This window comes from Roseibium sp., from assembly GCF_051016195.1.
Lineage (GTDB): Bacteria > Pseudomonadota > Alphaproteobacteria > Rhizobiales > Stappiaceae > Roseibium.
The window spans coordinates 1,650,540-1,675,898 of the sequence record NZ_CP134616.1 but is presented as its reverse complement, the minus strand read 5'-3'; the positions used below and the strand labels follow the sequence as shown (position 1 = coordinate 1,675,898).

At 60.7% G+C, this 25,359-nt stretch carries 23 protein-coding genes; 8 read left to right on the top strand and 15 right to left on the bottom strand.

Annotated features, from left to right (window positions below):
- Positions 1-34: 34 nt before the first annotated feature.
- Complete coding sequence (gene glnT, locus RDA78_RS07740) at positions 35-1,342, top strand: type III glutamate--ammonia ligase (RefSeq protein ID WP_434054751.1); 1,308 nt, start codon at positions 35-37, stop codon at positions 1,340-1,342.
- Positions 1,343-1,407: 65 nt separating this feature from the next.
- Here the strand turns inward: glnT and RDA78_RS07735 are convergent, their stop codons facing one another.
- Entirely contained in the window at positions 1,408-2,397 is a 990-nt protein-coding gene (locus tag RDA78_RS07735; protein WP_434054750.1) for a GlxA family transcriptional regulator, read from the bottom strand.
- Between the two features lie 116 nt (positions 2,398-2,513).
- On the opposite strand from RDA78_RS07735, the gene RDA78_RS07730 reads away from it, so the two are divergent.
- From RDA78_RS07730 to RDA78_RS07700, 7 genes are all read left to right on the top strand, one after another.
- Complete coding sequence (locus RDA78_RS07730; RefSeq protein WP_434054749.1) at positions 2,514-3,764, top strand: sarcosine oxidase subunit beta family protein; 1,251 nt, start codon at positions 2,514-2,516, stop codon at positions 3,762-3,764.
- A 16-nt stretch (positions 3,765-3,780) separates the two neighbouring features.
- Positions 3,781-4,236: a pyridoxamine 5'-phosphate oxidase family protein gene (locus RDA78_RS07725; protein ID WP_434054748.1), complete on the top strand. Its 456-nt coding sequence runs from the start codon at positions 3,781-3,783 to the stop codon at positions 4,234-4,236.
- Positions 4,233-4,520 carry a sarcosine oxidase subunit delta gene (locus tag RDA78_RS07720; protein WP_434054747.1) on the top strand — a complete coding sequence of 96 codons (288 nt, stop codon included), beginning with the start codon at positions 4,233-4,235 and terminating at the stop codon, positions 4,518-4,520. Before RDA78_RS07725 ends, RDA78_RS07720 begins: the two co-directional genes overlap by 4 nt.
- A complete protein-coding gene (locus tag RDA78_RS07715; protein WP_434054746.1) occupies positions 4,517-7,474 on the top strand; it encodes a sarcosine oxidase subunit alpha family protein in 2,958 nt (985 codons plus the stop codon). The genes RDA78_RS07720 and RDA78_RS07715 overlap by 4 nt, the downstream gene beginning before the upstream one ends.
- Positions 7,467-8,051, top strand: a complete 585-nt coding sequence (locus RDA78_RS07710; RefSeq protein WP_434054745.1) for a sarcosine oxidase subunit gamma — start codon at positions 7,467-7,469, stop codon at positions 8,049-8,051. Before RDA78_RS07715 ends, RDA78_RS07710 begins: the two co-directional genes overlap by 8 nt.
- Before the next feature lie 238 nt (positions 8,052-8,289).
- Positions 8,290-9,276: a D-erythronate dehydrogenase gene (gene denD / locus RDA78_RS07705; protein WP_434054744.1), complete on the top strand. Its 987-nt coding sequence runs from the start codon at positions 8,290-8,292 to the stop codon at positions 9,274-9,276.
- Positions 9,273-10,049 (top strand): SDR family oxidoreductase, encoded by a 777-nt coding sequence (locus RDA78_RS07700; protein WP_434054743.1) that lies wholly within the window; start codon positions 9,273-9,275, stop codon positions 10,047-10,049. The genes denD and RDA78_RS07700 overlap by 4 nt, the downstream gene beginning before the upstream one ends.
- A gap of 44 nt (positions 10,050-10,093) precedes the next feature.
- On the opposite strand, the gene RDA78_RS07695 is transcribed toward RDA78_RS07700, so the two are convergent.
- The 14 genes from RDA78_RS07695 to RDA78_RS07630 all read right to left on the bottom strand — a co-directional run bounded on the left by RDA78_RS07695 (position 10,094) and on the right by RDA78_RS07630 (position 25,149).
- Positions 10,094-11,602: an aldehyde dehydrogenase (NADP(+)) gene (locus RDA78_RS07695; RefSeq protein ID WP_434054742.1), complete on the bottom strand. Its 1,509-nt coding sequence runs from the start codon at positions 11,600-11,602 to the stop codon at positions 10,094-10,096.
- A 12-nt stretch (positions 11,603-11,614) separates the two neighbouring features.
- The gene (locus RDA78_RS07690) at positions 11,615-12,769 is read right to left on the bottom strand and encodes a fumarylacetoacetate hydrolase family protein (RefSeq protein WP_434054741.1); all 1,155 of its coding nucleotides are present in this window, start codon (positions 12,767-12,769) and stop codon (positions 11,615-11,617) included.
- Complete coding sequence (locus RDA78_RS07685; protein ID WP_434054740.1) at positions 12,766-13,602, bottom strand: alpha/beta hydrolase; 837 nt, start codon at positions 13,600-13,602, stop codon at positions 12,766-12,768. The genes RDA78_RS07690 and RDA78_RS07685 overlap by 4 nt, the downstream gene beginning before the upstream one ends.
- Positions 13,599-14,237 carry a hypothetical protein gene (locus tag RDA78_RS07680; protein ID WP_434054739.1) on the bottom strand — a complete coding sequence of 213 codons (639 nt, stop codon included), beginning with the start codon at positions 14,235-14,237 and terminating at the stop codon, positions 13,599-13,601. The genes RDA78_RS07685 and RDA78_RS07680 overlap by 4 nt, the downstream gene beginning before the upstream one ends.
- Positions 14,230-15,591: a substrate-binding domain-containing protein gene (locus RDA78_RS07675; protein ID WP_434054738.1), complete on the bottom strand. Its 1,362-nt coding sequence runs from the start codon at positions 15,589-15,591 to the stop codon at positions 14,230-14,232. Before RDA78_RS07675 ends, RDA78_RS07680 begins: the two co-directional genes overlap by 8 nt.
- Positions 15,592-15,612: 21 nt before the next feature.
- Entirely contained in the window at positions 15,613-16,572 is a 960-nt protein-coding gene (locus RDA78_RS07670) for an ABC transporter permease (RefSeq protein ID WP_434054737.1), read from the bottom strand.
- On the bottom strand, positions 16,569-17,513 hold the full coding sequence (locus RDA78_RS07665; protein WP_434054736.1) for an ABC transporter permease: 945 nt from the start codon (positions 17,511-17,513) through the stop codon (positions 16,569-16,571). The genes RDA78_RS07670 and RDA78_RS07665 overlap by 4 nt, the downstream gene beginning before the upstream one ends.
- Complete coding sequence (locus RDA78_RS07660; RefSeq protein ID WP_434054735.1) at positions 17,506-19,029, bottom strand: sugar ABC transporter ATP-binding protein; 1,524 nt, start codon at positions 19,027-19,029, stop codon at positions 17,506-17,508. The genes RDA78_RS07665 and RDA78_RS07660 overlap by 8 nt, the downstream gene beginning before the upstream one ends.
- A gap of 60 nt (positions 19,030-19,089) precedes the next feature.
- Complete coding sequence (locus RDA78_RS07655) at positions 19,090-20,217, bottom strand: substrate-binding domain-containing protein (RefSeq protein WP_434054734.1); 1,128 nt, start codon at positions 20,215-20,217, stop codon at positions 19,090-19,092.
- Positions 20,218-20,265: 48 nt separating this feature from the next.
- A complete protein-coding gene (locus RDA78_RS07650) occupies positions 20,266-21,552 on the bottom strand; it encodes an amidohydrolase family protein (RefSeq protein WP_434054733.1) in 1,287 nt (428 codons plus the stop codon).
- A gap of 289 nt (positions 21,553-21,841) precedes the next feature.
- Positions 21,842-22,138, bottom strand: a complete 297-nt coding sequence (locus RDA78_RS07645; RefSeq protein WP_434054732.1) for a hypothetical protein — start codon at positions 22,136-22,138, stop codon at positions 21,842-21,844.
- Positions 22,113-23,558 (bottom strand): type II and III secretion system protein family protein, encoded by a 1,446-nt coding sequence (locus RDA78_RS07640; RefSeq protein WP_434056116.1) that lies wholly within the window; start codon positions 23,556-23,558, stop codon positions 22,113-22,115. The genes RDA78_RS07645 and RDA78_RS07640 overlap by 26 nt, the downstream gene beginning before the upstream one ends.
- A 446-nt stretch (positions 23,559-24,004) precedes the next feature.
- Positions 24,005-24,625, bottom strand: coding sequence for a hypothetical protein (locus RDA78_RS07635; protein WP_434054731.1), 621 nt, complete (start codon positions 24,623-24,625; stop codon positions 24,005-24,007).
- A gap of 17 nt (positions 24,626-24,642) precedes the next feature.
- The gene (locus tag RDA78_RS07630; RefSeq protein ID WP_434054730.1) at positions 24,643-25,149 is read right to left on the bottom strand and encodes a tetratricopeptide repeat protein; all 507 of its coding nucleotides are present in this window, start codon (positions 25,147-25,149) and stop codon (positions 24,643-24,645) included.
- Between the last annotated feature and the right edge of the window lie 210 nt (positions 25,150-25,359).

The following is a 25,359-nucleotide window of genomic DNA, read 5'->3' as shown; positions in this document are numbered from 1 at the left end:
AATACACCTTTCCAAGTGGGAACGAGGAGTATCCATGAGCATCGATCTATCTCAGTTTGCCAACGAGAAGGGGGTCAAGTACTTCATGATCTCCTTTACCGACCTCTTCGGCTATCAGCGTGCCAAGCTGGTTCCCGCTGCGGCGATCGCGGACATGCAGGCGGAAGGCGCGGGCTTTGCGGGATTTGCGACTTGGCTGGACATGACGCCGGCGAATTCGGACCTGTTCGCGATCCCCGATGCATCCTCGGTCATCCAGCTGCCCTGGAAGAAAGATGTCGCCTGGGTCGCGGCGGATTGCGTCATGGACGATGCGGACGTCGAACAGGCCCCCCGCAACACGCTCAAGCGTCTGGTTGCGAGAGCCGAAACCCTTGGCCTCAGGGTCAAGACCGGCGTAGAGGCGGAATACTTTTTGATCCTGCCGGACGGGTCGGAAATCTCCGATCCTCTCGATACGGCGGAAAAACCCTGTTACGACCAGCAGGCCGTCATGCGCCGATACGACGTCATATCGGAGATCTGCGACTACATGCTGGAACTCGGCTGGGGTCCCTATCAGAACGATCACGAAGACGCCAATGGCCAATTCGAAATGAACTGGGAGTTCGATGACACTCTGAGGACGGCAGACAAGCATTCCTTTTTCAAGTTCATGGTGAAATCGGTCGCCGAGAAACACGGGCTTCGCGCGACCTTCATGCCGAAACCGTTCAAGCACCTGACCGGCAACGGCTGCCATTGCCATGTTTCGGTCTGGAACGCCGACGGAACTACCAACGCCTTTGCCGATGAGGCCATGGAGCTTGGCCTTTCCACCAACGGCCTGCACTTCCTCGGCGGCATCATGGCACATGCGGAAAGCCTCGCTGCAATCACCAACCCGGTGGTGAATTCCTACAAGCGGATCAACGCGCCGCGCACCACGTCGGGCGCCACATGGGCGCCGAACACGATCACCTGGACCGGCAACAACCGCACGCACATGGTTCGCGTGCCCGGCCCCGGACGGTTCGAATTGCGCCTGCCGGACGGAGCCGCCAACCCCTATCTGCTTCAGGCCGTCGTGATTGCGGCAGGTCTCAACGGACTGGAAAACAAGTCAGACCCGGGCCAACGCTACGACATCGACATGTATGCGGAGGGACATCTGGTCAAGGACGCCCCACGGCTGCCACTCAACCTGCTCGATGCGCTGCGCGCCTACGACAGCGACACGGTCCTGAAGGCGGCAATGGGCGAAGACTTCTCGGCTGCCTATCTCAAGCTGAAGCAGAACGAGTGGACGTCCTATGCATCGCATCTGACCGAGTGGGAGCGGCAGAACACGCTGGATATTTGAAGGAAGCCGCGCGGCTCCGGCGTCTGTCTTGGCATCGGAACCGACCGGCGTCCGGTCAGCCGTGTTCAGCCTGACGGTTTCACTTCGCTGATGAACTCGGTGGCGGCCTGCTTGCGGCGCTCACGCGGTGTGGTGCCGAAACTGGTCCGGAACACCTTCCCGAAATGGCTCTGGTTGGAAAAGCCGGTGGCAAGCGCCACCTCCATGAATGTCAGCCGGGTTTTCCGGATAAGCTCGTCCGCCTTCTTCAGCCTCAGCCGCATGTAGACCTGCATCATCGGGCATCCGAACTGCTGGTCGAACCGGCGTTGCAGCTGGCGCGTCCCGCTGCCGCTGAGCATGGCGATCTGCTCCAGGGAGAGCGGATCGGCGATATGTGTTTCCATCAGTTCGACCGCGGTACTGACGCTGCGATGAAACGATTGCCTGCTGTCGGCGAATTCCAGGCGTTGCGGCTCATCTGCGCTTCGAATACCGGTGTGAATGAACCAGTCGCTGACGGACTGGGCAAGCTCTGCACCGTGTTCGGAGCGGATAATGGCGTGCATCATGTCTAGCGGCGCGACCCCGCCCGCACAGGTGTAGCGGTCCCGGTCGATCACGAACAGCCGCCGTTCCATGAGAAATTGGTCGCTCAGGGCCTGCAGTTCCTCGAAATATTCCCAATGGACCGTGAAGCGCCGGTTTTGCATTACGCCGGCCTTGGCCAGATGAACAGCGCCGCCGGAAATCCCTCCAAGCGGAACACCGCGAACGCCCAGCGCCCTGAGATGCGAAAACAGCGCGCTGCCGGCCTGTGCCAGCGGATCACCGCCGGCGACAACAAACAGAATATCGAGTTCGCCGGTCGCGTTTGACAGCGGCTCGGTTTCAAACGCGCCGCCACAGGACGATGCGATCCAGCCCCCGTCGCCGGAAAAAAGGCGGGTACGGTAAAGGCTTCTGCCGCTCAAAAAGTTCGCCGCCCGCAAGGGTTCTATCGCGGAAGTCGCCGGCATCAGCGCGTAACCGTCGATCAGAACAAAGCCGATCGTTTTCTCGGACCCGGCAATCATTTTCTTTTCCTTGAGAAGTCATTGATCTTGTCATTTAGGAAAGAGAATATGACATTTTTGCGAGAATTTGGTTTTCAAATTCCGGCACACTTTGCGGAAATGAAAGCGAGGAAACGGTGCCGTATTCAGGTTTCAGGGTCATTCGGGAGGCGCTGACGGGTCACAAGGGCTGGAAGCCTGCCTGGCGCGATCCGAGCCCGCAATCCGGCTATGATATCGTCATCGTCGGCGGTGGCGGACACGGCCTCGCAACAGCGCACTATCTTGCCAAGGTCCACAGGAAGACCCGCATCGCCGTCCTGGAAAAAGGCTGGATCGGCGGCGGGAATGTCGGCCGGAACACCACCATCATCCGCGCCAACTACCTGCTTCCGGGCAACGAGCGCTTCTACAGGTTGTCGCTGGATCTCTGGGAAGGCCTGGAGCAGGACCTTAACTACAATGCCATGGTCAGCCAGCGCGGCATCATGAACCTGTTTCACACCGACGGGCAGCGAGACGCCTACCGGCGGCGCGGAAACGTGATGATCCTGCACGGTACGGACGCGGAACTGCTGGATGCCGACGCGGTCCGGCGCGAGGCACCGTTCCTCGATTTCGACAATGCCCGGTTTCCGATCAAGGGCGCTCTCATGCATCGCGGCGGCGGAACGGTCCGTCATGACGCCGTTGCCTGGGGCTACGCCCGCTCGGCAGACCGGCACGGGGTAGACATCATCCAGAATTGCGAGGTCACGGGCTTCCGGATCGAGGCCGGCAAGGTCACCGGTTTAGACACAACGCGCGGGTTCATCGGCGCGCAAAAGGTCGGTGTTGCGGTCGCTGGCTCTTCCGGGCGCGTCATGGCGCATGCCGGTGTTCGCCTTCCAATCGAAAGCCACGTGCTGCAGGCCTTTGTCTCGGAGGGCCTGAAGCCGCTGATCCCGGGCGTTATCACGTTCGGCGCGGGCCATTTCTATGTCAGCCAGTCCGACAAGGGCGGGCTTGTCTTCGGCGGTGACATCGACGGCTACAATTCCTATGCCCAGCGCGGCAATCTTCCCGTCGTCGAGGATGTCTGCGAGGGTGGCATGGCGATCCTGCCGATGATCGGACGGGTGCGCCTGCTGCGCCAGTGGGGCGGGATCATGGACATGTCCATGGACGGCTCTCCGATCATCGATCGCACGTCTGTTGACGGCCTCTATTTCAACGGCGGCTGGTGCTACGGCGGCTTCAAGGCAACACCCGCCTCTGGATTTACCTTCGCGCATCTCCTGGCGACGGACCAGCCGCATGAATGCGCGTCAGCATTCCGGTTCGACCGGTTCGAAAAAGGCCTGATGATTGATGAAAGAGGGGCCGGTGCCCAGCCGAACCTCCATTGAGACAGGGAGAGACGACGTGATCACGGAAGCTTCACGCACCTTGATCGAAACCTGGCGGCTGGGATTTGTCGCCACCGCGGATGCCGACGGACAGGTGAACCTGTCTCCGAAGGGTACGTTTATCGTGGTCGATCAACACACACTCGGATTTGCGGAAATGCGGTCACCGAACACGGTGCGGAACATTCATGTCCGGCCCGAAGTGGAAATCAATTTTATCGACATCCTGTCACGCAAAGGCATTCGCCTGCTCGGGAACGCACGTGTTGAAAATCGCAACTCTGAGGCCTTCGAGCGCTTGTTCCCTGACTTCGCGGCGCTTTGGCCGGATCTGACCGACCTGTTCAACGCGGTCGTTTTGATCGAGGTATCGGCATGCAGGCCGCTGATGTCGCCGGTCTACGAAAAAGGGGCCTCCGAAGCAGAGCTCAGGGCCCTGTGGAAGCAGAAAATTCAGGACCTTCCAGCATGATCATTCCTCATCCGCTTCTCGGCCCGAGAGATGCTGAAGAATTTGTCTATCTCGGCGATGCCTCGCTTCTGGACCGGCCGGACTGGCAGGCCGAAAACGCGGAAGCTGCCTTTTTCATCTACCAGTATCTGCGCGACAACCCGGCCGGGGCCCATCGTGAACTCTGGTTTCACGAACAGGGCGACCGCTCCTGGCTTGTCGTCACGCGGGACACGACCACACATGACATTCTGACAGCCGAGTTCGCGAGCGACATCGCACTGGCAAAGGCAGGTCGGCGATGAACCAGATCAACCGTCTCCAGGATGGTCTGCTCGACCTGACCGCACCGATCTCGTTTCGGTTTGACGACAGGACCTACACCGGCTTCAAGGGCGACACCCTCGCCTCGGCCTTGCTGGCCAACAACGTCAAGCTCGTCGGCAGAAGTTTCAAGTATCACCGCCCGCGCGGCATCCTGACCAGCGGTTCGGAAGAACCGAACGCGCTTGTCGAACTGCGTGAGGGTGCACGCCGGGAACCCAATACGCGGGCGACCACGGCGGAACTTTTCGATGGTCTCGTCGCCAAGAGCCAGAACAGGTGGCCATCCCTTGCCTTCGACATGATGGGCATAAACGACCTGTTCTCGAATTTTCTGACAGCCGGGTTCTACTACAAGACCTTCATGTGGCCGAAGGCGTTCTGGGAGAATGTCTACGAACCGGTCATCCGGCGCGCGGCCGGACTTGGCACGGCCAGCGGTGAAGCCGACCCGGACGTCTATGACAAGGGTGGGCTGCATTGCGACATCCTGATCGCGGGCGCGGGGCCCGCGGGCCTGGCGGCAGCACTGACGGCAGGCCGCTCCGGAGCACGCGTGATCCTGGCGGACGAAGATTTCGAGTTCGGTGGCCGCCTGAACACGGAAACCTACGAGATTGACGCGCAATCGGCATCCGCGTGGTTGAAGACGGCACGGGACGAATTGCAAAGCCTGAAAAACGTCCGCCTGATGAAACGGACCACCGTTTTCGGTGCGTTCGACCACGGCATATACGGCGCCCTGGAAAGGGTAAGCGATCACCTGGCCGTTCCGGACGAGGCTCTGCCGCGCCAAACCCTGTGGCGGATCTACACAAGACAAATGCTCTTATGCGCGGGTGCCACCGAGCGCCCGATCGCCTTTGACAACAATGACAGGCCCGGCATCATGCTTGCCGGAGCCATCAGGGCCTATGCCAACCGGTGGGCGGTTGCTGCCGACAGGCAGACCGCAATTTTCACCAACAACGACGACGGCCACCGGACGGCACGGGACCTGCTCGCGCGAGGCCTCGACGTCGCGGCTGTCATCGATGTCCGGCAGGACGCACCACGGCTCGGCGACTACGACCTGCTGGCCGGGGCGAAGGTGATTGATACATCCGGGCGGCGGGCTTTGTCCGAAATCACGATCCGCCTCGCGGACGGAACCACCCGGACGCTCGCCTGCGGCGCCCTTGGCGTTTCCGGCGGCTGGAACCCGGCCGTTTCCCTGACCTCGCACAAACGCGGCCGCCCTGTCTGGAACCCGGAGATTACCGCATTCGCGCCCCCGGATACGCTCCCGTCCGGCATGCAGGTCGCAGGAGCCGCCAATGGCGCATTCGCCACGGCTGATGCGTTTCGGGAGGGCGCGGAAGTTGCGGCAAAAGCGCTTGACGCCCTGGGCCTCAAGACCGCCCGGTTTGATGTTCCAACATGCGACGACAGTCCGGCGTCCATTACCGCCTTCTGGCACACGGGCGAGGGCAAGGGGCGGGCCTGGATCGATTTCCAGAACGATGTGACGGTCAAGGATATCCGGTTATCGCACCAGGAAGGCTTCCGGTCTGTGGAGCACCTGAAGCGCTACACCACGCTCGGCATGGCCACGGACCAGGGCAAAACGGCCAATGTCACCGGCCTTGCCCTGATGGCGGAACTGACCGGGAAGACCATTGAGGAAACCGGCACGACGATCTTCCGCCCGCCTTATACGCCTGTCGCGCTCGGCGCGCTGGCGGGCCGGTCCAAAGGCAAACACTTCCGGCCGGTGCGCTATACGCCAAGTCACGACTGGGCCAAAGAGCAGGGCGCCGTCTTCACCGAGGCAGGCCTGTGGCTGCGGGCGCAATGGTTTCCGCGCAACGGCGAGACCCACTGGCGCGAAAGCGTTGATCGGGAAGTGCTGGCGGTGCGAAGATCCGTCGGCGTCTGTGATGTAACCACCCTCGGGAAAGTGGATGTTCAGGGACGCGACGCGGCCACCTTCCTGAACAAGGTCTATTGCAACGGTTTTGCAAAACTGCCCGTCGGCAAGGTGCGCTACGGATTGATGCTGCGCGAAGACGGCCTGGCGATGGATGATGGCACTGCAACACGCCTTGCAGACGATCATTTTGTTGTCACGACGACAACGGCAAACGCCGTCGGCGTCTATCGCCACATGGAATTCGTGCGGCAATGCCTGTATCCCCAGCTCGACGTCCAGCTGATATCAACCACCGAAGCCTGGGCGCAGTACGCCGTGGCCGGCCCGAATTCCCGGAAGCTGCTTTCCAGGGTTATCGGCGCGGACTTCGACATCTCCAACGAGGCCTTTCCATTCATGGCCTGCTCGGAACTCACGATCTGCGGCGGCGTCAGGGCACGCCTGTTCAGAATCTCATTCTCCGGCGAACTTGCCTACGAGATTGCCGTTCCGGCCCGATACGGCGACAGCCTCATGCGGGTCCTGATGAAAGCCGGCGAGGAGTTCGGCGTCACGCCCTATGGCACGGAGGCCCTTGGAGTGCTTCGGATCGAAAAGGGTCACGCGACGGCCAATGAACTGAACGGCCAGACCTCGGCCGCGCATCTCGGGCTCGGCCGTATGGTGTCTCAAAAGAAGGACAGCATCGGCACCGTTCTGTCCAGGCGTGAGGGTCTTTCCGATGAAGACGGTCTGCGTCTTGTTGGCCTGATCGCGTCCGATAGGGAAACCACCATCCCGGCGGGCGCGCATCTTTTCAGGGAAGGCGCACATCACGGTCCCGATACGGATCAGGGCTGGGTGACCTCGGCCTGCTACTCTCCGCATGTTGAAAAACCGATCGCCCTGGCGTTCCTTGAACGGGGCGATGCGCGCCACGGGGAAGAAGTCGTCATCGCGAACCCCATTGAAGGCATGACGGTCAGGGCTCAGGTCGTGAGCCCCCACTTCATTGACCCGGAAGGAGAGCGTCTGCGTGCCTGACTATCGACTGACCCAATCCGTCCCCGGCTCGGATACGGGCGAAACCCGTTTCAGCATCAAGGACTATACGCTGGAAGTGGTGCCGATGCTCGCGCTCGCATCCGTCGCGGCCAGGAGCGGGAGCGAGGCCGGCGTCGCCGCGAACCTCGCCAGGACATTCGGAACGGAGATGCCCCCGCCCGGAGCGTTTCTCCGGGGAACCGAACACACCGTCTTCTGGATCGGCAGGCACCAGTGGATGATCGCGGCAGATCACGAAACCCACGAGCATCTGGCAACGGAGCTGAAAACGGAATTGGGAGGCAGTGCGTCGGTCACGGAACAGAACGACGGCTGGATCTGTCTCGATGTGACCGGACCGGAACTGCCGCGCGTCTTCGAGCGCCTGATGCACGCGGACGCAGATGCGCTCTCCGTAGGCTCCGCCCTCAGAACTGTCATCGAACACATCGGCTGCTTCATCCTCTGCCTGGAAACGGACAGGCACTACCGCCTGTTTGCCGGACGGTCCTACGGCAGGTCCCTGTTTCACGCGCTGCGCGAAGGGCTGCGTACGACGGCAGCCTTGCGGGATTGACCGCGAGCTGAAACACGCGACAGGCTATCGCCGGACCATGGCGGCCTGCGCAGGCATGACCGCACCAATCGAACGTGCACGCCGCCTCCTGAGAAACGCCGCGCACAGAAAGTTGGAATTGACGGCGGCAACTTGGTAAAAGCAGTCAGCTTTGAACAAAGCGGTTTTCCCGAACAGGCAATTGATGTGTTTTGCAGCGACTGCTTCGCAAGGCACCATTGGAGGAGCACTGAGGAAGATGCGTGTACTTGTGACCGGCGCAGCCGGCATGGTGGGACGGAAACTTGTCGCAAAACTTGCCGAAAACCCGGCCCTGTTCGGGGCCGAGGTTGAAAGCCTGACACTGGCTGACGTCATTGAACCGCCGGTTCCGGCGCCGCTGCATGCTGTATCGGCCACCCGGACGGTAGACCTTGCCAGGCAGGAAGACGCTGTCTCACTCATTGCCGGAAGGCCCGATCTCGTCTTCCACCTGGCCGCCATCGTTTCAGGCGAAGCGGAAGTCGAATTCGACAAGGGCTACGCCATCAACATGGATGGCACGCGCTACCTTTTGGAAGCCATCCGCAGTCAGGGGGCGCAGGAACCCTATTGCCCGCGTTTCGTCTTTGCTTCCTCGATTGCCGTCTTTGGCGAACCGTTTCCCGACAGGATCAGCGATGACTTCTTTACAACACCCCTGACGAGCTATGGAACGCAAAAGGCGATCTGCGAACTGCTTCTGGCCGATTATTCCCGCAAGGGGTTTCTTGACGGGATCGGCATCCGTCTCCCGACGATCTGCATCCGGCCCGGAAAACCGAACCTGGCTGCCTCCGGCTTTTTCTCCAACATCCTGCGCGAGCCGCTTGTCGGCGAAGAAGCCGTGTTGCCCGTTGAAGAAGACGTCCGCCACTGGTTTGCCAGCCCGCGTGCCGCCGTCGGCTTCTGCGCGCACGCAGCCTCTCTCGACACCTCCGTGCTGGGCGCTCGGCGCAACCTGACCATGCCGGGACTGTCGGCGCTCGTCGGTGAACAGATCGAAGCCCTGCGCCGGGTCGCGGGTGAAAAGGCAGCGAACCTGATCCGCCGTGAACCAAATCAGGACATCAGGAAGATCGTCGCCGGATGGCCAAGGAACTTCGATGCCCGGCGGGCCACGGGCCTTGGCTTCAAGGCGGAAACGAGCTTCGACGACATTATCAAGATCCACATTGAAGACGAACTGGAAGGCGTAATCCGATGACCGATACTTCAACGAGCACCGCCGGCAGGATCGCACTTGTAACCGGCGGCGGCACCGGCGTCGGCAAGGCTGTCTCGAAGGGCCTCAGCGCCGCGGGCTGGCATGTTGTCATCACGGGCCGGCGCGAACAGGTTCTGGCGTCTGCGGCAGAGGAACTGGAACGCGAGACCGGAAACAAGGTTTCCTGGATGACATGTGACGTCGGCGATCCCGGATCGGTCAGTGCATTGTTCGAGAAGCTGCGCGCCGATTTCGGACGACTGGACCTTCTCGTCAACAATGCCGGCATTGGAAACTCCCCTGTTCCGCTGGAGGAGATCAGCTTCGAGGAATGGAGCAACGTGGTCGCAGCGAACCTGACGGGCGCGTTCCTGTGCACGCAACAGGCGTTCAAGCTTATGAAGGCGCAGGAACCGGGCGGCGGACGCATCATCAACAACGGCTCGATTTCGGCGACGACGCCCCGGCCGAATTCAGCACCCTATACCTCGACCAAGCACGCCATCACCGGACTGACCAAGTCAACGTCGCTCGATGGGCGCGCTTTCAATATCGCCTGCGGCCAGATCGATATCGGCAATGCCGCCAGCGACATGACGGCAAAAATGAGCGGAGGCGTCCCGCAGGCGAACGGCGAGCTCGCGCCGGAACCGACAATGAACCCCGTCCACGTCGCAGATGCGGTCGTGTACATGGCAAGTCTGCCGCTTGACGCCAATGTTCTCACGCTGACCGTAATGGCGACGAACATGCCCTTCGTGGGACGCGGTTAGATCCCGAAAAGACGCCGCCGGAGAACCACCGGCGGCGCTTAGCATCAACCCTTGGCAGCGTCAGGCAGCAAGTCTGACGGCAGGTTCTGGTAGCAGACCGGCCGCAGCCAGCGACGGATTGCCATGGTGCCAACGGAGGTCGCGCCGAAATTCGTCGAAGCCGGGTACGGTCCGCCATGCACCATCGCTTCGGCCACCTCGACACCCGTCGGGAAGCCGTTCGCCAGAATGCGGCCCGCGCGGCGTTCCAGGATCGGCATGAGCGACTTTGCGAGGGCTACGTCGCTTTCTTCCATTTGCAGCGTGGCCGTAAGCTGGCCCTCGAAACTGCGGGCAACGGACCGCATTTCCGCGTCGTCCCTGACAGTAACGATCACGCCGGCTGGTCCGAAAACCTCTTCCTGCAGATCCCGGTTACCGACAAAGGTCTCCGCGCTCGACCGATAGACGGCAGGCGTGGCTCCCCGGTTGTCGCTCACTGAAGCGAGCAGTGTTTCGACACCGGCAACGGCACCGATTCGTCCTTGTCCGTCACGGCAGGCGCTCGCGATCCCGTCGGTCAGCATGGTCTGTGCGCCAACGGCCTCAAGTGCCTTGACGGCGCTGTCCGCAAAGCTGTCGGCCTGCTCCCCGGCGTGAACGACAACAACGCCCGGATTGGTGCAGAACTGGCCAACGCCCATGGTAAGAGACCCGGCCCAGCCCTCTCCGATCGCTTCCGCGCGTGCCGCCATGGCACCCGGCAGGAGGAACACCGGATTGACGCTGCCGAGTTCGCCGAAAAACGGAATCGGTTCCGGACGCGCAGCGCAAAGATCGAAAAGCGCACGTCCGCCCCTGAGTGACCCGGTAAAACCAACGGCCTTGATGAGTGGATGCTGGACGACACCCTGGCCGAGAGCAAGCGTTGTTCCCTGGAGAAAGCCGAATGTCCCTGCCGGCAGACCGCATGCCTTGACCGCGGCGTCGATTGCCTGGGCGACCAGTTCGCCCGTCCCGGGGTGAGCCGGGTGTCCCTTGACGACAATCGGGCAGCCGGCGGCGAAGGCCGAGGCCGTGTCACCGCCCGCCGTCGAGAAGGCCAGGGGGAAGTTGGAGGCGCCGAAAACGGCGACCGGACCGATCGGTCTCTGCACCAGGAACAGTTCCGGCCTCGGCAGGGGCTGGCGATCCGGCAACGCGCCATCGTGACGCCTGTCCAGATAATCGCCCTTCAGGATCGTGTTTGCGAACAGCCGCAACTGGCCGGTCGTGCGGCCGCGCTCGCCCTCGAGACGGGCGGCAGGCAAAGCCGTTTCCTGACCGCCAATTTCGGTGAGCGCCGCTCCACGCGCCTCGATTTCGTCCGCGATCTTGTTCAGGAAAGCGGCCCGCTCCTGATCCGTTGTCGTGCTGAAAATTTCGAAGGCCTCGTCCGCAGCGCGGCAAGCCCGGTCGACATCGTCAACGGAGGCCTCGGAAAAACTGTTTGGAGCGCCATTAGCCGGCTGCGACTGAAACGTCGCTTCGCCTGCGACCCATTCCCCGTTGATCAGATTCTTGCCCGTTAGCATCCCGCTTGTCCCTTAGATTAGATTGCGTTTCGACAGATTGCGCATGAGTGCGCTTGTCCCGAATGTCCACTCCGGGCACTCGGTGGAGAGCCGGACGGTGTTGCGCAGCGTTCCAAGCTGCGCGCATGAAATACTGACGATGTCGCCAAGCTTGTGCGTGAACCCTTCACCGGGCGCATCTCGGTCCTCGGTCGGCGCGAAAAGCGTGCCCAGGAACAGGAGAAAGCCATCGGGATACTGGTGATGCCGCCCGCGCGTCTGTCCGACGAGGTCCAGCGGGTCCCGGCTGATTTCTGTCATGGCGGAGTGCCCTGACAGCTCGAATCCATCCGTTCCCGACACGGTCAGAGCCAATTCAAGCCGGCGCACGTCATCGATCGAGAAGGTGTCATCGAAGAGACGGATCCCGGGACCGATCGACGTGGACGCATTGTTGTCCTTGGCCTTGCCCAGCAAAAGCGCGGACCGCCCTTCCACGTCGCGAAGATTGACGTCGTTGCCAAGCGTCGCCCCCTTGACCGCTCCGGAACTGTCAACGGCAAGAACCACTTCCGGCTCCGGATTGTTCCAGTTGGACACCGGATGCAGACCGACAGACGCCCCATAGCCGACCGCAGAGGTGGGCTGTGCCTTGGTGAACACCTCCGCGTCCGGTCCGATGCCGACTTCCAGATACTGCGACCAGACATCCTCGGCGATCAGCGCTTCCTTGAGCTGCGCCGCCTTTTCGGATCCCGGAGTGACGGACCTGAGGCTGTCTCCGATGATCGCGTGGCAACGCTCACGAATTGTCTCCGCTTTTGCCGGGTCACCCTTTGCCTGTTCCTCGATCACGCGCTCCAGCATCGAAAACGCGAAAGTAACGCCGCAGGCCTTGATCGCCTGAAGATCGGCCGGGGCGAGCAGCCAGGGGCGCGACGGATTAGGGTTCTCGACTGAATTTGCAGCGATTTCGTCCATGGTGCCGATCGCGACCCCATCCGCATCCGAGACCCAGCCGGCAGGGTCCTCGAGCTCAAGCAAGTCCCGCATCGTGGGCACCGCCGCGCAGGTAATGTCGATCAGCGTGTCGCCGCGCAATACGCAAAGACTGGGACCGGACAGGTCCGGCCGCCAGACCCGGAATACGAAGATCCCGTCGCCCGGCAGGTTCAGTTGAGAGGTCATGATGATATCGTGTCCACTTCTGCAGGATGGCTGGAGCTCATTAACCAGACGCCCAGCGCATCAATCAAGGGGCTTTTTTGCGAATTCAGATCACTGAGGATGCTGAGGTGGTGCGCACCGCGCACAACGAGATGCCCCGCTCCGGCGCTTTCGGCCATGGCAAGGGACTGCCTCTTAAACTCGTCTGTCTCATTGCCACCGACAACGCAAAGGAGCGGCGCGTCGATCGAAGCACCGATCAGACTGTGCGTGCGGATTTCCTCATCGGTCAGCCCGATTTCGTCCTGCAGGAAAGACTTGGCGACGGGAACAAGGTCGTAGACACCACTGATTGCCACGACACCTGCAATCCGGTCGCCCAGTCCGGTTTCAAGCGCGGTACTCACCGCCAGGTGCGCACCGGCGGAGTGTCCGGTAAGCAGGAACCGCGTGTCATCGGGATAGAGCGTTGCGAGCCTGCCGAGAGCGGCTGCCGCATCGCCGACAAGGTCGTTCAAGCGGAATTCGGGCATCAGCCGGTATTCGATATTCGCACATCGGTTTCCAAGGACAGACAGGCCGGTCAGTACGCACCGATGATCTTCCGCGCTTAGGCTGCGCCAGTAACCTCCGTGAATGAAAACCGGGACAACACGGCTTTCAGCCGGGCCGCATACCGTCGTTTCGACCCACTGCCGCTCATGTGCGCCGTAGGCGGCCCGTTCGAAGGACAGCGATCGCTCTGCGGTCCGGCTTGCGGCGTCCCGCCATCGAAGCCAGTCGTCGAAATCCTCCAGAACATCGGAGAACCGGAACTGCGGGTTCCATCGGTTGCGCTCATCCAGGTCGTTCATTCAGGTTTCTCCGCGTGCGAACATAGAAGATCTGCCGCCTTGGCCAACTCCGAACGCAGTTCGTTTCCTGTCCCTTCCCGGGCGCCGGGAAGCAGAACGCCCAATACGCACTGCCGGTTCTGGCGTTCCGAGACGGTTGAGATCACGGCGCGCTGTGCCGCAACGGCTTCGAACTGGTGCGCAAGGGCAATCTCCGCAAGCCGATCGGGATCGAAGGAAGGCGCCGTCGGAAGACTGTAGTGCCGTCGCGGGGTCACGAAGGTGGTGCCGCGCCCGCTGGAAAACGGACCGATTGCGCATGTTCCATCGCTCAGTACGCCAAGGAAGGCTGTCAGACGGGTCGATTGCCGCAGCCGGATGAGCACGGGCTCGGCAACGAGCGCGAATTCGCCGAAGCCAAGCGCGGACAGTCCGGCCGTCAGCGTCGAGGGCCCGCGCAAATAGGCCCCTTCGGTCGACCGGCTCAGGAGACCCTCACTCTCCGCGATCGCGACGGCCCTGTATCCCGATGTCGTGGCCAGTCCCACCGCGCGGGCAAGCGGAAGAGGTCCGGAGACTGTCTTCTGAAGCGGTTGCTCGAGCAGTCCTTCGAAGATGTCGATTGCCTTGTCATAAGGCGTATCGGCCTTATCCATGCTGCGACCCTTGCTTGTTGACACTATCCGACCGCAGTCCGCGCAGGCTCGGACCCTGGGACAGGATTGCCGTTCCGGGCAGGTCCCATCCCACATGCCGCTCCGCCCAGGTATCGGCGCGGACGCTCGCCGTCTCCATACCACGCGGAAGCACGATGGGAACCGGCACTTCCACCCGGCGCGGTACGGATTTGCCGGAAAGGATGTCCAGCGCCACCTCGACAACCCTGGCACCCATTGCCGCCGGGTAGTCCAGGGCAACGAAGGGGACCTTGTGATAGAGCGCCAGCTTGTACATCTGGTTCAGGTCCCCGCCGGTATGAGCAGGGACTGCAAGCTCGTTTTCGATAAAGAACTTCAGCGATCCGACACCTTGCAGCCCGCTGTCGCACCAGATGCCGTCCGGGGCATCGGCCCCCTGGTCGAACAGGCGCTGAATGGCCTTGCGCCCACCTTCTTCGGTCCAATCGGTATAGGTGACCGCCTCGATCCGAATGCCTGGGAACTCCGCAAATCCGGAAAACGCTGCCGACTGCCGCCGCATCGCCGGGCTTGCGCCCTCCAGCCCGGATAACATCCAGATACGGCCGGCACCCCTCAGCCTTTCCGCCAGCCACAAGGCGCTGATGCGCCCGATGCGCCGGTCTGAGGCCGTCACGAAAGAGACCAGCGAAGACGGATCGCGCGGACGTCTGTCGACCGCGACAACCGGAAGCCCGGCATCCGCCACGTCCTTCAGTTTGCGGTCCAGTAAAGGAGAATGGGCGTTGGTCGTACTGACAAGAAGCAGATCAAGTCCGCTTTCGACAAGTTCGTCTATCTGGTCAATCTGTATCTGCGCGTCATCACCGGCCTCCCGGACCAGAAAAGCTTCGAACCGATCCGCATGAAGACGTTCCGCATAGCGCATGCTGTCAAACATCGCCCTGCGCCACTCGTTGGAGAGCGACGCGTTCGCAAAGCCGATGCGGAACGGAGCCGCTCTTTTGTAAACATCCGTCGACACGGTTTCGAAAAGGCGCGCATCCCATTCGGTCACGGCATGATGGGAATCCGCCGCCGAACTGTCCAGCGGCAGCGCTGCGGTGCTGCGCGACAGAGCATTTTCAACGGCCTCGAGCGGCACGTAGGCAAGGCCGGCGGCCTTTGGTCCGAGCCTGAGCGACCCGTGATCGACCCGCTCAAGCCAGCCCCGCAGGGTCAGGGCCCTCAGCAGCCCGAATCCGGTCGACCGGCTCATGCCGACTTCGCTCAGAATCTCATGCGTCGGCCTCGGGCTGTTCCGATGGTCGAAACAGCCCAGGATCCGGGCAATTCGGATGAGGTTGGATCTTGGAGTTTCGCCGGTTGGCACGGTTGCGCCCTCAACCTCGTTTCAACGTCGTGACCGCCGCATGTAAACAGCCGCCGCCAGCAAGATCAAACTCCCCTTGATCACGAGTTGCAACTCGATCGACAGGCCGAGAATGACAACGATATTGAACAGTGAGACAAGCACGAGGGTCGCCAGCAGAACACCCGGGACACTTCCCTTGCCGCCGCTGAGCGCCGCGCCGCCGATCACGGCTGCCGCAATGCTGTCGAGCTCATAGCCGCGCCCGGTCCAGTTGTCGACGATCCCGACATACCCGACGAGAACAAGTCCGGCCAGCCCGGCGAGAACGCCCGAAATCATGAAGGCGCTGACCACGAGCAACCGGGTCGGGGCGCCCGTCATATAGGCCGCGTCGGGGTTGTCGCCGTAGAGTTTCAGGCGCCGGCCGTAGACCGTGTATTCCAGGAGCCAGTGCGCGGCGAAGGCAACGCAGGCCAGAAGGATCAGTGCAACCGGGATCCCGAATATGTCTCCCGTTGCAAGCCACCGGATGGTTTCCGGCAAGGTACCGCCAGGCGCACCCCCGGTATAGGCAAACCGGACGCCCTGCAGCACGATCATCGTGGCAAGCGTCGCCAGAAAGGGTGTCACGCCGCGATATGCGACGAGATACCCGTTGATACCCCCAATAAGCGCCCCGAGCAGGATGCCGACGGCAAAAATGACGACGGTGTTATCATTCAGACCGATGGACAGCACCGCTACGGTGGCCATGATGGACGCGACCGACAGATCCAGCCCGCGCACGATGATCACGATCATCTGCCCGATCACCACGAAGCCGAGCGGCGCCGCCTGAAGCAGGATATCGCTGAGGTTCGCCGGGCTCAGGAACCTTGGCGACAGGGCTGTCGTCACTGCCCAGATAACCACCAGGAAGCCGGTGAGCAGGAGCAGTTCGCGATTCTGTTGTGCCCTGACCGTGCCGCTATTTTTTCCCAAGAGGGCTGTCATGCTCATTTGCTTTTTCTCCCGACGAAGATGGAGACAGCGGCGATGATAATCAGTCCTTCCGCGATCCACTGGTAGAAGCTGGAAACGTTCATGAAATTCAGGACGTTGGCGAGCAGTGCCAGAACAATCACTGCAAGCAGGGTGCCCAGCACGCCCCCGCGGCCGCCGGCCAGCAGCGTCCCGCCGACGATCACGGGCGTGATCGACTTCAGGTCAAACCCGACGCCCGCCCTGGGGTCACCCACGCCGAAACGGCCGCAGATATAGATGGCTGTCACCGCAGCCAGAAATCCGGAAAGCGCGTAGACGATCAGCTTGGTCGACTTGACCGGGACACCTGAAATCGATGCCGCCTGTTCATTGTCGCCGATGGCATAAATCCTGAGGCCAAGACGTGTTTTCCAGAGCAGGAATCCGGCCAGAAGATAAAGAACCAGCGTAAAGATGGTGCCGTAGGGGACCATGCCGATGCGCCCGTAGACAAGATCTTCGAAGAACAGGGGAACCGACCCGGTCGGCTGCCGCGTGATCAGGAGCGCCAGGCCTGACAGGATGGTCGAGGTTCCAAGGGTCACGATCAGCGGATGGATACCCACGAAAGTGACGATCCCGCCATTGACCGCGCCGATGAACACACCAAGGCTGAGTACGACGGCGATTGCCGCCGCGAAACTGGCGGGATCTTCCCCTGCGATCGAGGCGAATACGACCGTCAGAAGGCCAAGCGCTCCTGCATAGGACAGGTCGATCCCGCCGGATAAAATGACGATGGTCTGCGCGAGGGCGACCAGTGCCAGGGCAACCATCTGGTCCTGGACATTGGCGAAATTGAGCGGCGTCGCGAACCGGTCCGAACTGTACATTCCGACAAGGACAACAAGACCGATGAGAGCCAGCACAACCAGATGCACCGGTTGCGCGCGCGTCATGCGCAATACGTCATCCATTGGAGGCTACTCCGTGGTGGCTCGAGGTTTCAGCGGCCGCGACACTCATGATCGCTTCCTCCGAGATCTCCTGGGACATCAGTTCGGCGGCCAGTTCCCCGTCGCGCATGACGAAGACCCTGTCGCAAAGCCCGACGATCTCTATGAGTTCCGATGAGATCGCGAGGATCGCCATGCCTTCATCGGCCAGATGCCGGAGCATCTTGTAAATCTCGGACTTGGCTCCGACATCGACCCCGCGTGTCGGCTCGTCGAGAATGAGCACCTTCGGCCGATTTTCCAGAAGACGCGCGATCAGGACCTTTTGCTGATTGCCTCCCGAAAGCGCGGAAATCGGCAGTCCGACATTATCGACTACAACGCCGAAGCGTTCCTTCATGACGCACGCCCGGGCCTCTTCGTGGCCGATGGCAACGCGCGCCGGATGAACGCCGTGTCCGGGCGTGGTCGCCGCGAAATTTCGCGCAACGGAACTGTTGAGGAACAGCCCGTCATCCTTCCGGCTTTCCGTAAGCATGAGAATGCCGGCATCGATGCTGTTGGAGGGAGACCGGTAGTCCAGCGGCTCGCCTTCTATCAGGACGGTTCCCCTTGCGGGTTCCGCACCATAAATGGCAAGTGCAAGTTCTGTTCGTCCGGACCCCACCAATCCGGCCAATCCGAGAATTTCCCCTGCTCTCACCTCGAAGCTCACCGGAGGCAGGTCCTCTGCAACAACGAGGTCCCTGACCTCGAGCATCGGGGCTCCGGTTTCAGCGGCGGATGGCTTTTCCGGGAACAGGTTGCCCAGTTCGCGCCCGACCATTGCGGCGATGACCGTGTCATGAGTGTAGTCAGCGACCGGTCCCCGGGACGTGACCACGCCATCCTTGATGACGGTGATGTCGGTGCAGATCTCGAAAATCTCGTCCAGGCGGTGCGACACGTAGACGATGCCGAGACCCCGCCCCCGCAACTCGCTGATGATCTTGAAGAGATGCCGGGTTTCGTTCTGAGACAGGACCGCCGTTGGCTCGTCCAGTATGAGCACCCTGGCGTCCGATCGAAGCGCTTTTGCGATTTCGACCATTTGCTTGTCGCCGACGCTCAGATCGTCGACGAGAGATCTGGCGGACAGGTGGATCCCGAGCTTCTCCAGCAGCGCCTCCGTTCGAATAACCAGCGCTTTCCGGTCGATCAGCCCAAGCCGTGTCAGAGGTTCTGCATCGAGAAAAATGTTCTCAGCAACACTCAGCGCTCCGATCGTGGAAAACTCCTGATGCACCACAGCGATCCCCGCATCGAGGCTCGCTCTCGGGCTCGACCAGTCTTGCTGTTCTCCGGCGAATTCGACGTGACCGGACGTGGGATGATAAAGGCCCGTCAGCAACTTGATGAGGGTCGACTTTCCTGCGCCGTTCTCGCCGCAGAGCGCCACGGACGCGCCCGCATGAACTTCGAATTCAATTCCCTTCAGAACGTCGTTCGGCCCGAACGACTTTGACAGCGCGCGCGCGGCCAGTACCGGCTCAGACATGGCTGTGTCTCCTCCCCCTGTCCCGCGTTGCCGGGCGGCCGAAGCCGCCCGGTGCGGAACTTATTTTGGATAGTTTGCGGTGAACGTTGCCGGGTCATAGTCAGCGCCGACGCCGGATGACATGATCACCGATCCCGGCTTGTCCATCAGCGCGTAGTCGGCCGTGAAGACATCGGCTTTCACGGACGGAGTTTCGTGACCTTCCGAAACGACCACCTGCTGGTTCACTTCGATCCGGCGCGGAATGCCCTTGCCGTCAAGCACGTCGAACAGGACTTCGAACCCCTCCGCACCCATCGCCGGTGGGTAGTCGATACCGATCATCGGAACGTCGTTCTGCACGGAAAGCTGGTACATCGCGTTGAAGTCGCCACCGGTGTGCGGCGGGATCTTTCCGGCATCGTACCCGGCCGCCAGAAAGGCTTCGATGGAACCGGAGCCCTGCAGACCGCTGTCTGCCCACACGCCTGCGATCTCGTCACCATATTTCTGGATCAGCGCCGACATGATAGTCTTGCCATTCGCGGGCGACCACGATGTGTATTGTGTTTCCAGAACTTCGATGCCGGGAAACTGGTTGAACACTTCCATCGCGGCCTTGATCCGGTTTTCCGCGGGCGAGGCACCGGCCAGTCCGCCGAGCATGACAACCTTGCCTTCACCGCCGAGCTTTTCCGCGAGCCACTGGGCGGAAATGCGGCCGAGCGCCTGGTCGGATGCCGTCACGAACGTGATGTAGTTTTCGTCGGACGAGACCTGACGGTCGACAAGTACCACCGGGATGCCCCGACGTTTGGCCCGGCGCACCGCCGGATCGAGCGCCTCGGCGGTTGCCGGACTGATCAAAAGGATATCGACGCCCTGCGCAATGAGATCCTGCACGTCGGCGGCCTGTTTGGAGGGGTCGTCATTTGCATCCGTTATGATGAAACGTTCGATTTTGTCGGCATGCCGCTCGGCGGCCGCTTCAATCCCGTGAAGCATGGCAACGCGCCACGGATTTGAAATCGATGCGTTGGAGAACCCGATAACATAGGGGCCCTTCTTCTTGAATTCCGCGGCATCGAAAATGTCCACCGAGCCCGGGTTCCAAAGGAACGTTCTGGGGACACCATCATAGTCGGCCAGGGCCGCGCTCGCGGACAGGCAAAGGGATGCGGCCGCGGCCACAATCGTTCTGATACGCATTTTCTCCTCCGTAATAATGCGTTCGTGGATAAGGATTTTTGAGAGTGTTTATTCAGCGGCCTGAATCAGGCCCGGCGATCGCAGGCCGCTCTCGCGCGGGTCTTTCCACGCGATGCCGTCCTTCATGATCATGGCAAGGTTGTCCTGCTTTTGAAGCAGCGACACATCCTGCACCACATCGCCGCGCACCAGCAGCAGATCCGCCAGATAGCCTTCCTTGATCAGGCCCATTTCGTCGCTCCGGCCCATCAGCTCGGCGCCGACATGTGTCGCACAGCGCAGTGCTTCAACTGGTGAGTAGCCGAAATAGCGGACGAAGTGCTCGATGTCGCGGGCGTTCTGACCCATCGGCGTGACGGAAAACCCGTAATCACCGCCGACCACAACACGCACGCCGCGCTTGCGGATTTCGTGATAGGTCGCGCAAGTCGCCTCGAATTTGCGGAAAAGGCCCATGCTTTCGGCCACGTCCCGGGTCAGGCCCACGACATCGCCTTCTCGCGTGCTGTTGTGAACCAGCCCGAATGCGGGGCCTACGAAGATGCGGTCCTTGGCACCTTCGAGCATGTCGAGAGCCTCTTCGTCCGCAAAGTCGCAATGGTAGATGCAATCCACACCGTGCCGGACCGCCATCTTCACGCTCTGGGACGATCTGGCATGAGCGGCCACCATCTTGTCGAAGGCATGGGCAACCTTCACGAAAGCCGCCAGTTCTTCGTCTTCCGTCGGCGTGATTTCTGCGCGGGCATGGCTGACGAATTCGTCGCCGGAAATGTTGATTTTCATGACATCGACGCCGTCGCGCACGCATTCGCGGGCAACCCGCCGCATCTCGTCCGCGCCATCGGCGACCAGACCGAAGCTTTCCTGATAGATGTGCCGCTTGCGCTCGTCGCCGAGCCCCGCCGTCGTTGTCACTTCGGGGCTGCCGGCCATCATGCGGGGCCCGTCGATCAGGCCTTCGTTGATCGCGTCCCTTGCGGTCACACCGAGCATGGGTTTCGCCGAAGCCGCTTCGAAGATGGACGTGAAACCGTGGCTCAGCAGCAGTTTCAGGTTCTGCGCCGTCAGCAGCATGTGCTTTTCCGGGCAGAGCTGACCCAGCTCGGTCGGCTCGGAAATTCCTGTGAAGCTCGGATGGCAATGGCCCTCGACCATGCCCGGCATGAGCGTCATGCCGGTTCCGTCGAGCGTATTGTCTGACAGGCCCGACGGCAGGTCCGTTCCCTCGATCACCTTTTTAATGCGGTTTCCCTCGACCACGACCGTTCCCGGAAAGGCCGCGTCGGCGACACCGTTCCAAATCATGGCACCCTGGATGACGGTTTGTGTCATTTGATCCTCCCAAGTCACTCCGGCAAAGCATGGCTGCCGGTGCGTTGCGGGGGAGGATGTCAGACTTCAGCGGGACAACAAGACAGGTTGTCGCACCATGTACCCATATATTGGACTATTCTGCTATACGGATACGTATTTCTACTTTTGTCGCAGAACCTGGCTACGACATCGTCACTTTCGACAAGGATCAGGGGTATCAGGGTTCGCAAAATGACCTTGAAAGCGGAATATGCACGCGCCACCGCTCGAGTCGAGGCATGACAAAGCCGGTATAACCTTAGATGTGCTACGAACCGCCGCTGATCGCTGCTTCCGAGCCTGCTCCGGTCACGACATCCTTGTCGCCCGGGGTCAGGTAGCGTTCCTGCGCATTAACCGCGGTCTGCCCGTCTGTCGGCAGGTTCGCGTTGTAAGCCTCTCTTGGGAAAGGCTGCACGGTGTGAATGCCCATATTGGCCTGCATCGCACTGCCCGCACCGACCGTCACCGTATCCCTGTGGCTCATGTAGTCGGCACACCCGCCGAGGAATAGAAGTCCTGCGAGCGCCGCAAGCCGATCAGTTCTTGGAGTAAACATAGCCATCCTCGAGTTCCAGATCGACGATATGACCGTATGGCCCGATGAGACCGTCGCCTTCCTTGTACTTGCGCAGCATGTCCTTGTTCACCTCCAGGAGGCCGAGCGCGAACATCTCGACGTCATTCGTCGGTCTCGTGTTGTCGAGCGGCGACGCTAACGGTTCGTTCGGGCGCGCCGGCCGAACCAGCCGGGGCGTCACCACGATGACGAGGTCCGTCTCGCGTTTCTGGAAACTTGTGGAGCGGAATAGGACACCGAGCACAGGCACCTGGCCCAGCCAGGGCAACTGACTGATGTCCCGGGTATCGACATTCTCCAGGAGGCCCGCAATGGAAAAGCTTTGCCCGTCCTTGAGTTCGATCACCGCTTCCGCGCGCCGGGAGGTGAATCCCGGATTGCCATTCACGTTGATCGAGTTGTCGATATCGCTGACTTCGGTCATGACGCGCAAATTGATGCGGCTGGCGTCAAGCACCGTCGGAACGAATTCCAGGCGCACCCCGAACGGCCGGTAGTCTGTCGACGAGGCAACACCGCCTGCATTGGAAACCGCGGTCTGGATGGGCACTTCGCCACCGACGTGAAAGCGGGCGGTTTCACCGCTGATCGTGGTCAGATTCGGCTGCGCCAGCCGGCGCACGAGACCCTTGCCCTCCAGCGCATCGATAATGGTGTCTATCCGGATCCCTGCCGTTTCCAGCACCTTGCCGATCAGGGTTCCGAAGGGCAATGCCCCCTGCTGGGCAACACTTGCACCCGTTCCAAGCAGCGCGACGAGACCGCCGTCTTCGTTGGTCCCGACCTGAACGCGTGAGCCGCTGGTGCTCACGTTGCCATTGTCCGAACGGCCCACCCAGTTCACACCAAGGTCCCGGCCAATCGAACGGCTTGCTTCCAGAACACGCACTTCCAGCGCGACCTGCTGCGGGCTGCGCACACTCAGCGCATTGATGACGGGTGCTTCGGAAAACTGCTGTGCGACTTCGAGGACCTTTGTCAGTTCCACGGCGTTGTTCACCGATCCGCTCAGCCGGATCCTGTTGCCGACGTTGGAAACCGACACGAGAGACGTCGGCGCAACCGCCCGGATTGCGCGCACGACATCGTCGAAATTCAGTTGAATCCTGACTTCGATGACACCGAGCAGCGTTTTCGATGCGTCGTAGATCGAAATATTGGTCAGTCCGGGCGCTTTGCCCTGGATATAGAGAACCTGTTCGGAGAGCGGGACAATATCGGCTGTCTCGGGATTGCCGACCACGAGATCGGAGAATTTCCGGTTGGTCCTGACGGTTCGCGTTGTTCCGGGCTGCATCGTGACTTTTGAGACGCTGCCGCCGTTGACCACAAGCGTCATCTCGTCGACTTGCGCCTTGGCCGCACCGGGAGCCGCGATGATCATGCCGAATACGGCGATCACCATTGTCAATAGGGACGATATCTTCACGTCAGGTCTCGTCTTCAGAATTCGCAGTTTTAAGCACTATCGACGTGAATTTTGCTTCCGCATCCTAGCAAAAATACCTAAGATATTGAAAGAGCCCCCGCCGTTGATAAACAATACTAAGTTGCTGACGATTAACGGCTGGTGAAAAAAAACTTAAAACTGAAAACGATCGCTCAGAAACTTCATTAGTGTAGGTTTCTGCTACAAATATAACTTGCTTCTTGAGTGTTTTATCTCTCAACTTCAACCGCAATACACCTAAAAATTGAATTCGAATACTGAAACAGGCACACGATCCGGCCTCGGTGGCGTCCTGCCACATCCGGGGGACAAACGCTCTGTATGATCGGAGAGACCGGAATAGGGCCAGTGAACTGGCATCAGCAACGCCAGGACTGCGTGAGGTGTTGGTCGGATGATCCCTACCGCTTTTCGTAGCGGACCTTGCCATCGGCCGTGACGACGCGCCGGAACAGGGCCGAACCCTGGGCCGCCTGGGACGCGACCGGCGGGCGCGCGAATGTGACCCGCGGCGTGCCGCGCGCACTCTCGAACCGATTGGCGCTCTGTGCCGATAATGTCGGCGAGAACATCGCTGTTGCCGTCGACGAGTGAAAGAAGTCGATATCCTCGTCGACTTTTGTTTTCAGATTGTCGACGGGTATGTCGGAATCGCCGCGCTCGATCCGCATCAGCCGGACCCCCGACTGGATCTGACTGAGCCGCTGGTCCATCTTCGAAAGACGGCTTTGAACGCCTGTGTTCATCAGCGCGACATTGCTGGAAATCCGCTTCTCGAATTCCTGGAGCCCGTCGAGCTGGCTGCGGATCTGATTGAGTTCCGCCGTCGCGGACCACGAGAAGAACAGGCCGACAAACAGGAGAATTGTCACCGCGACCGAAAGCGCATTGAGAGCAACCAGTATCCGGATATTGCGTTGCAGGAAAGCCGCGACAGGTGACGGGTCTTTTCCTGCCGTACGGGCCTTGACCGTCTCTTTGGAGCCTTTGTTCGCTTCGCCAATCATATTGGGACCGTTCACGTTATCAGTGTCCCTGCCTAGCCACGGTTGGCGAAGGATGTGCTGTTGCGCAGCAGTTCCAGGTTGTTCGCTGTGGTCTGGTTGTTCGGGTCGATATCATAGGCCTTCAGGAAGTACCGCCGTGCCGACACCAGGTTACCGCGCAACATGTAGGAATAGCCGACGTTGTTCAGGTATTCGGGCCGATTGGGTATCATGCGCGCGAGGCGCTTGTAGCCGATATCGGCATTGTCGAACCGGCCGATCATGTCGGCGGATGCGGAGTAACCGATCCAGGCAACCGGATCTTTCGGATAGACTTCGACCGCGCGCTTGTAGATCGCGTAGGCCTGGCCGTAGTTTCTTTCCTTGAATTGCACCTTGGCAAGTTGCAGGAGCTCGTCATCCGGATAATAGGCGACCTTCGACAGATCGTCGTTTGAAACGGCGCTGTCACCGAAAGTCGACAGGTTCGCCAGATCCCCTGACTGGCAGCCAGCCAGCAAAAGCACCGATACCGCAAAAGCAGAAGACTGTTTACGCAACCACATTGTCTCTTACCACACCGCTTATACTCTGGCCGGAGCAATTCACTGCAGCAGCATTACTACGCAGTAATCACAGTATCCCCCGCCGCTACTCTGTCGGTCTATGTTGAAGTTAGACGGATTCTGAAAATTATTGGTTAAGAGCGCCGAATTACATTTCGTAAAAATTTGGGCGTGCAGGATAAGCTTCCGGTAAGCAAGTGTCGC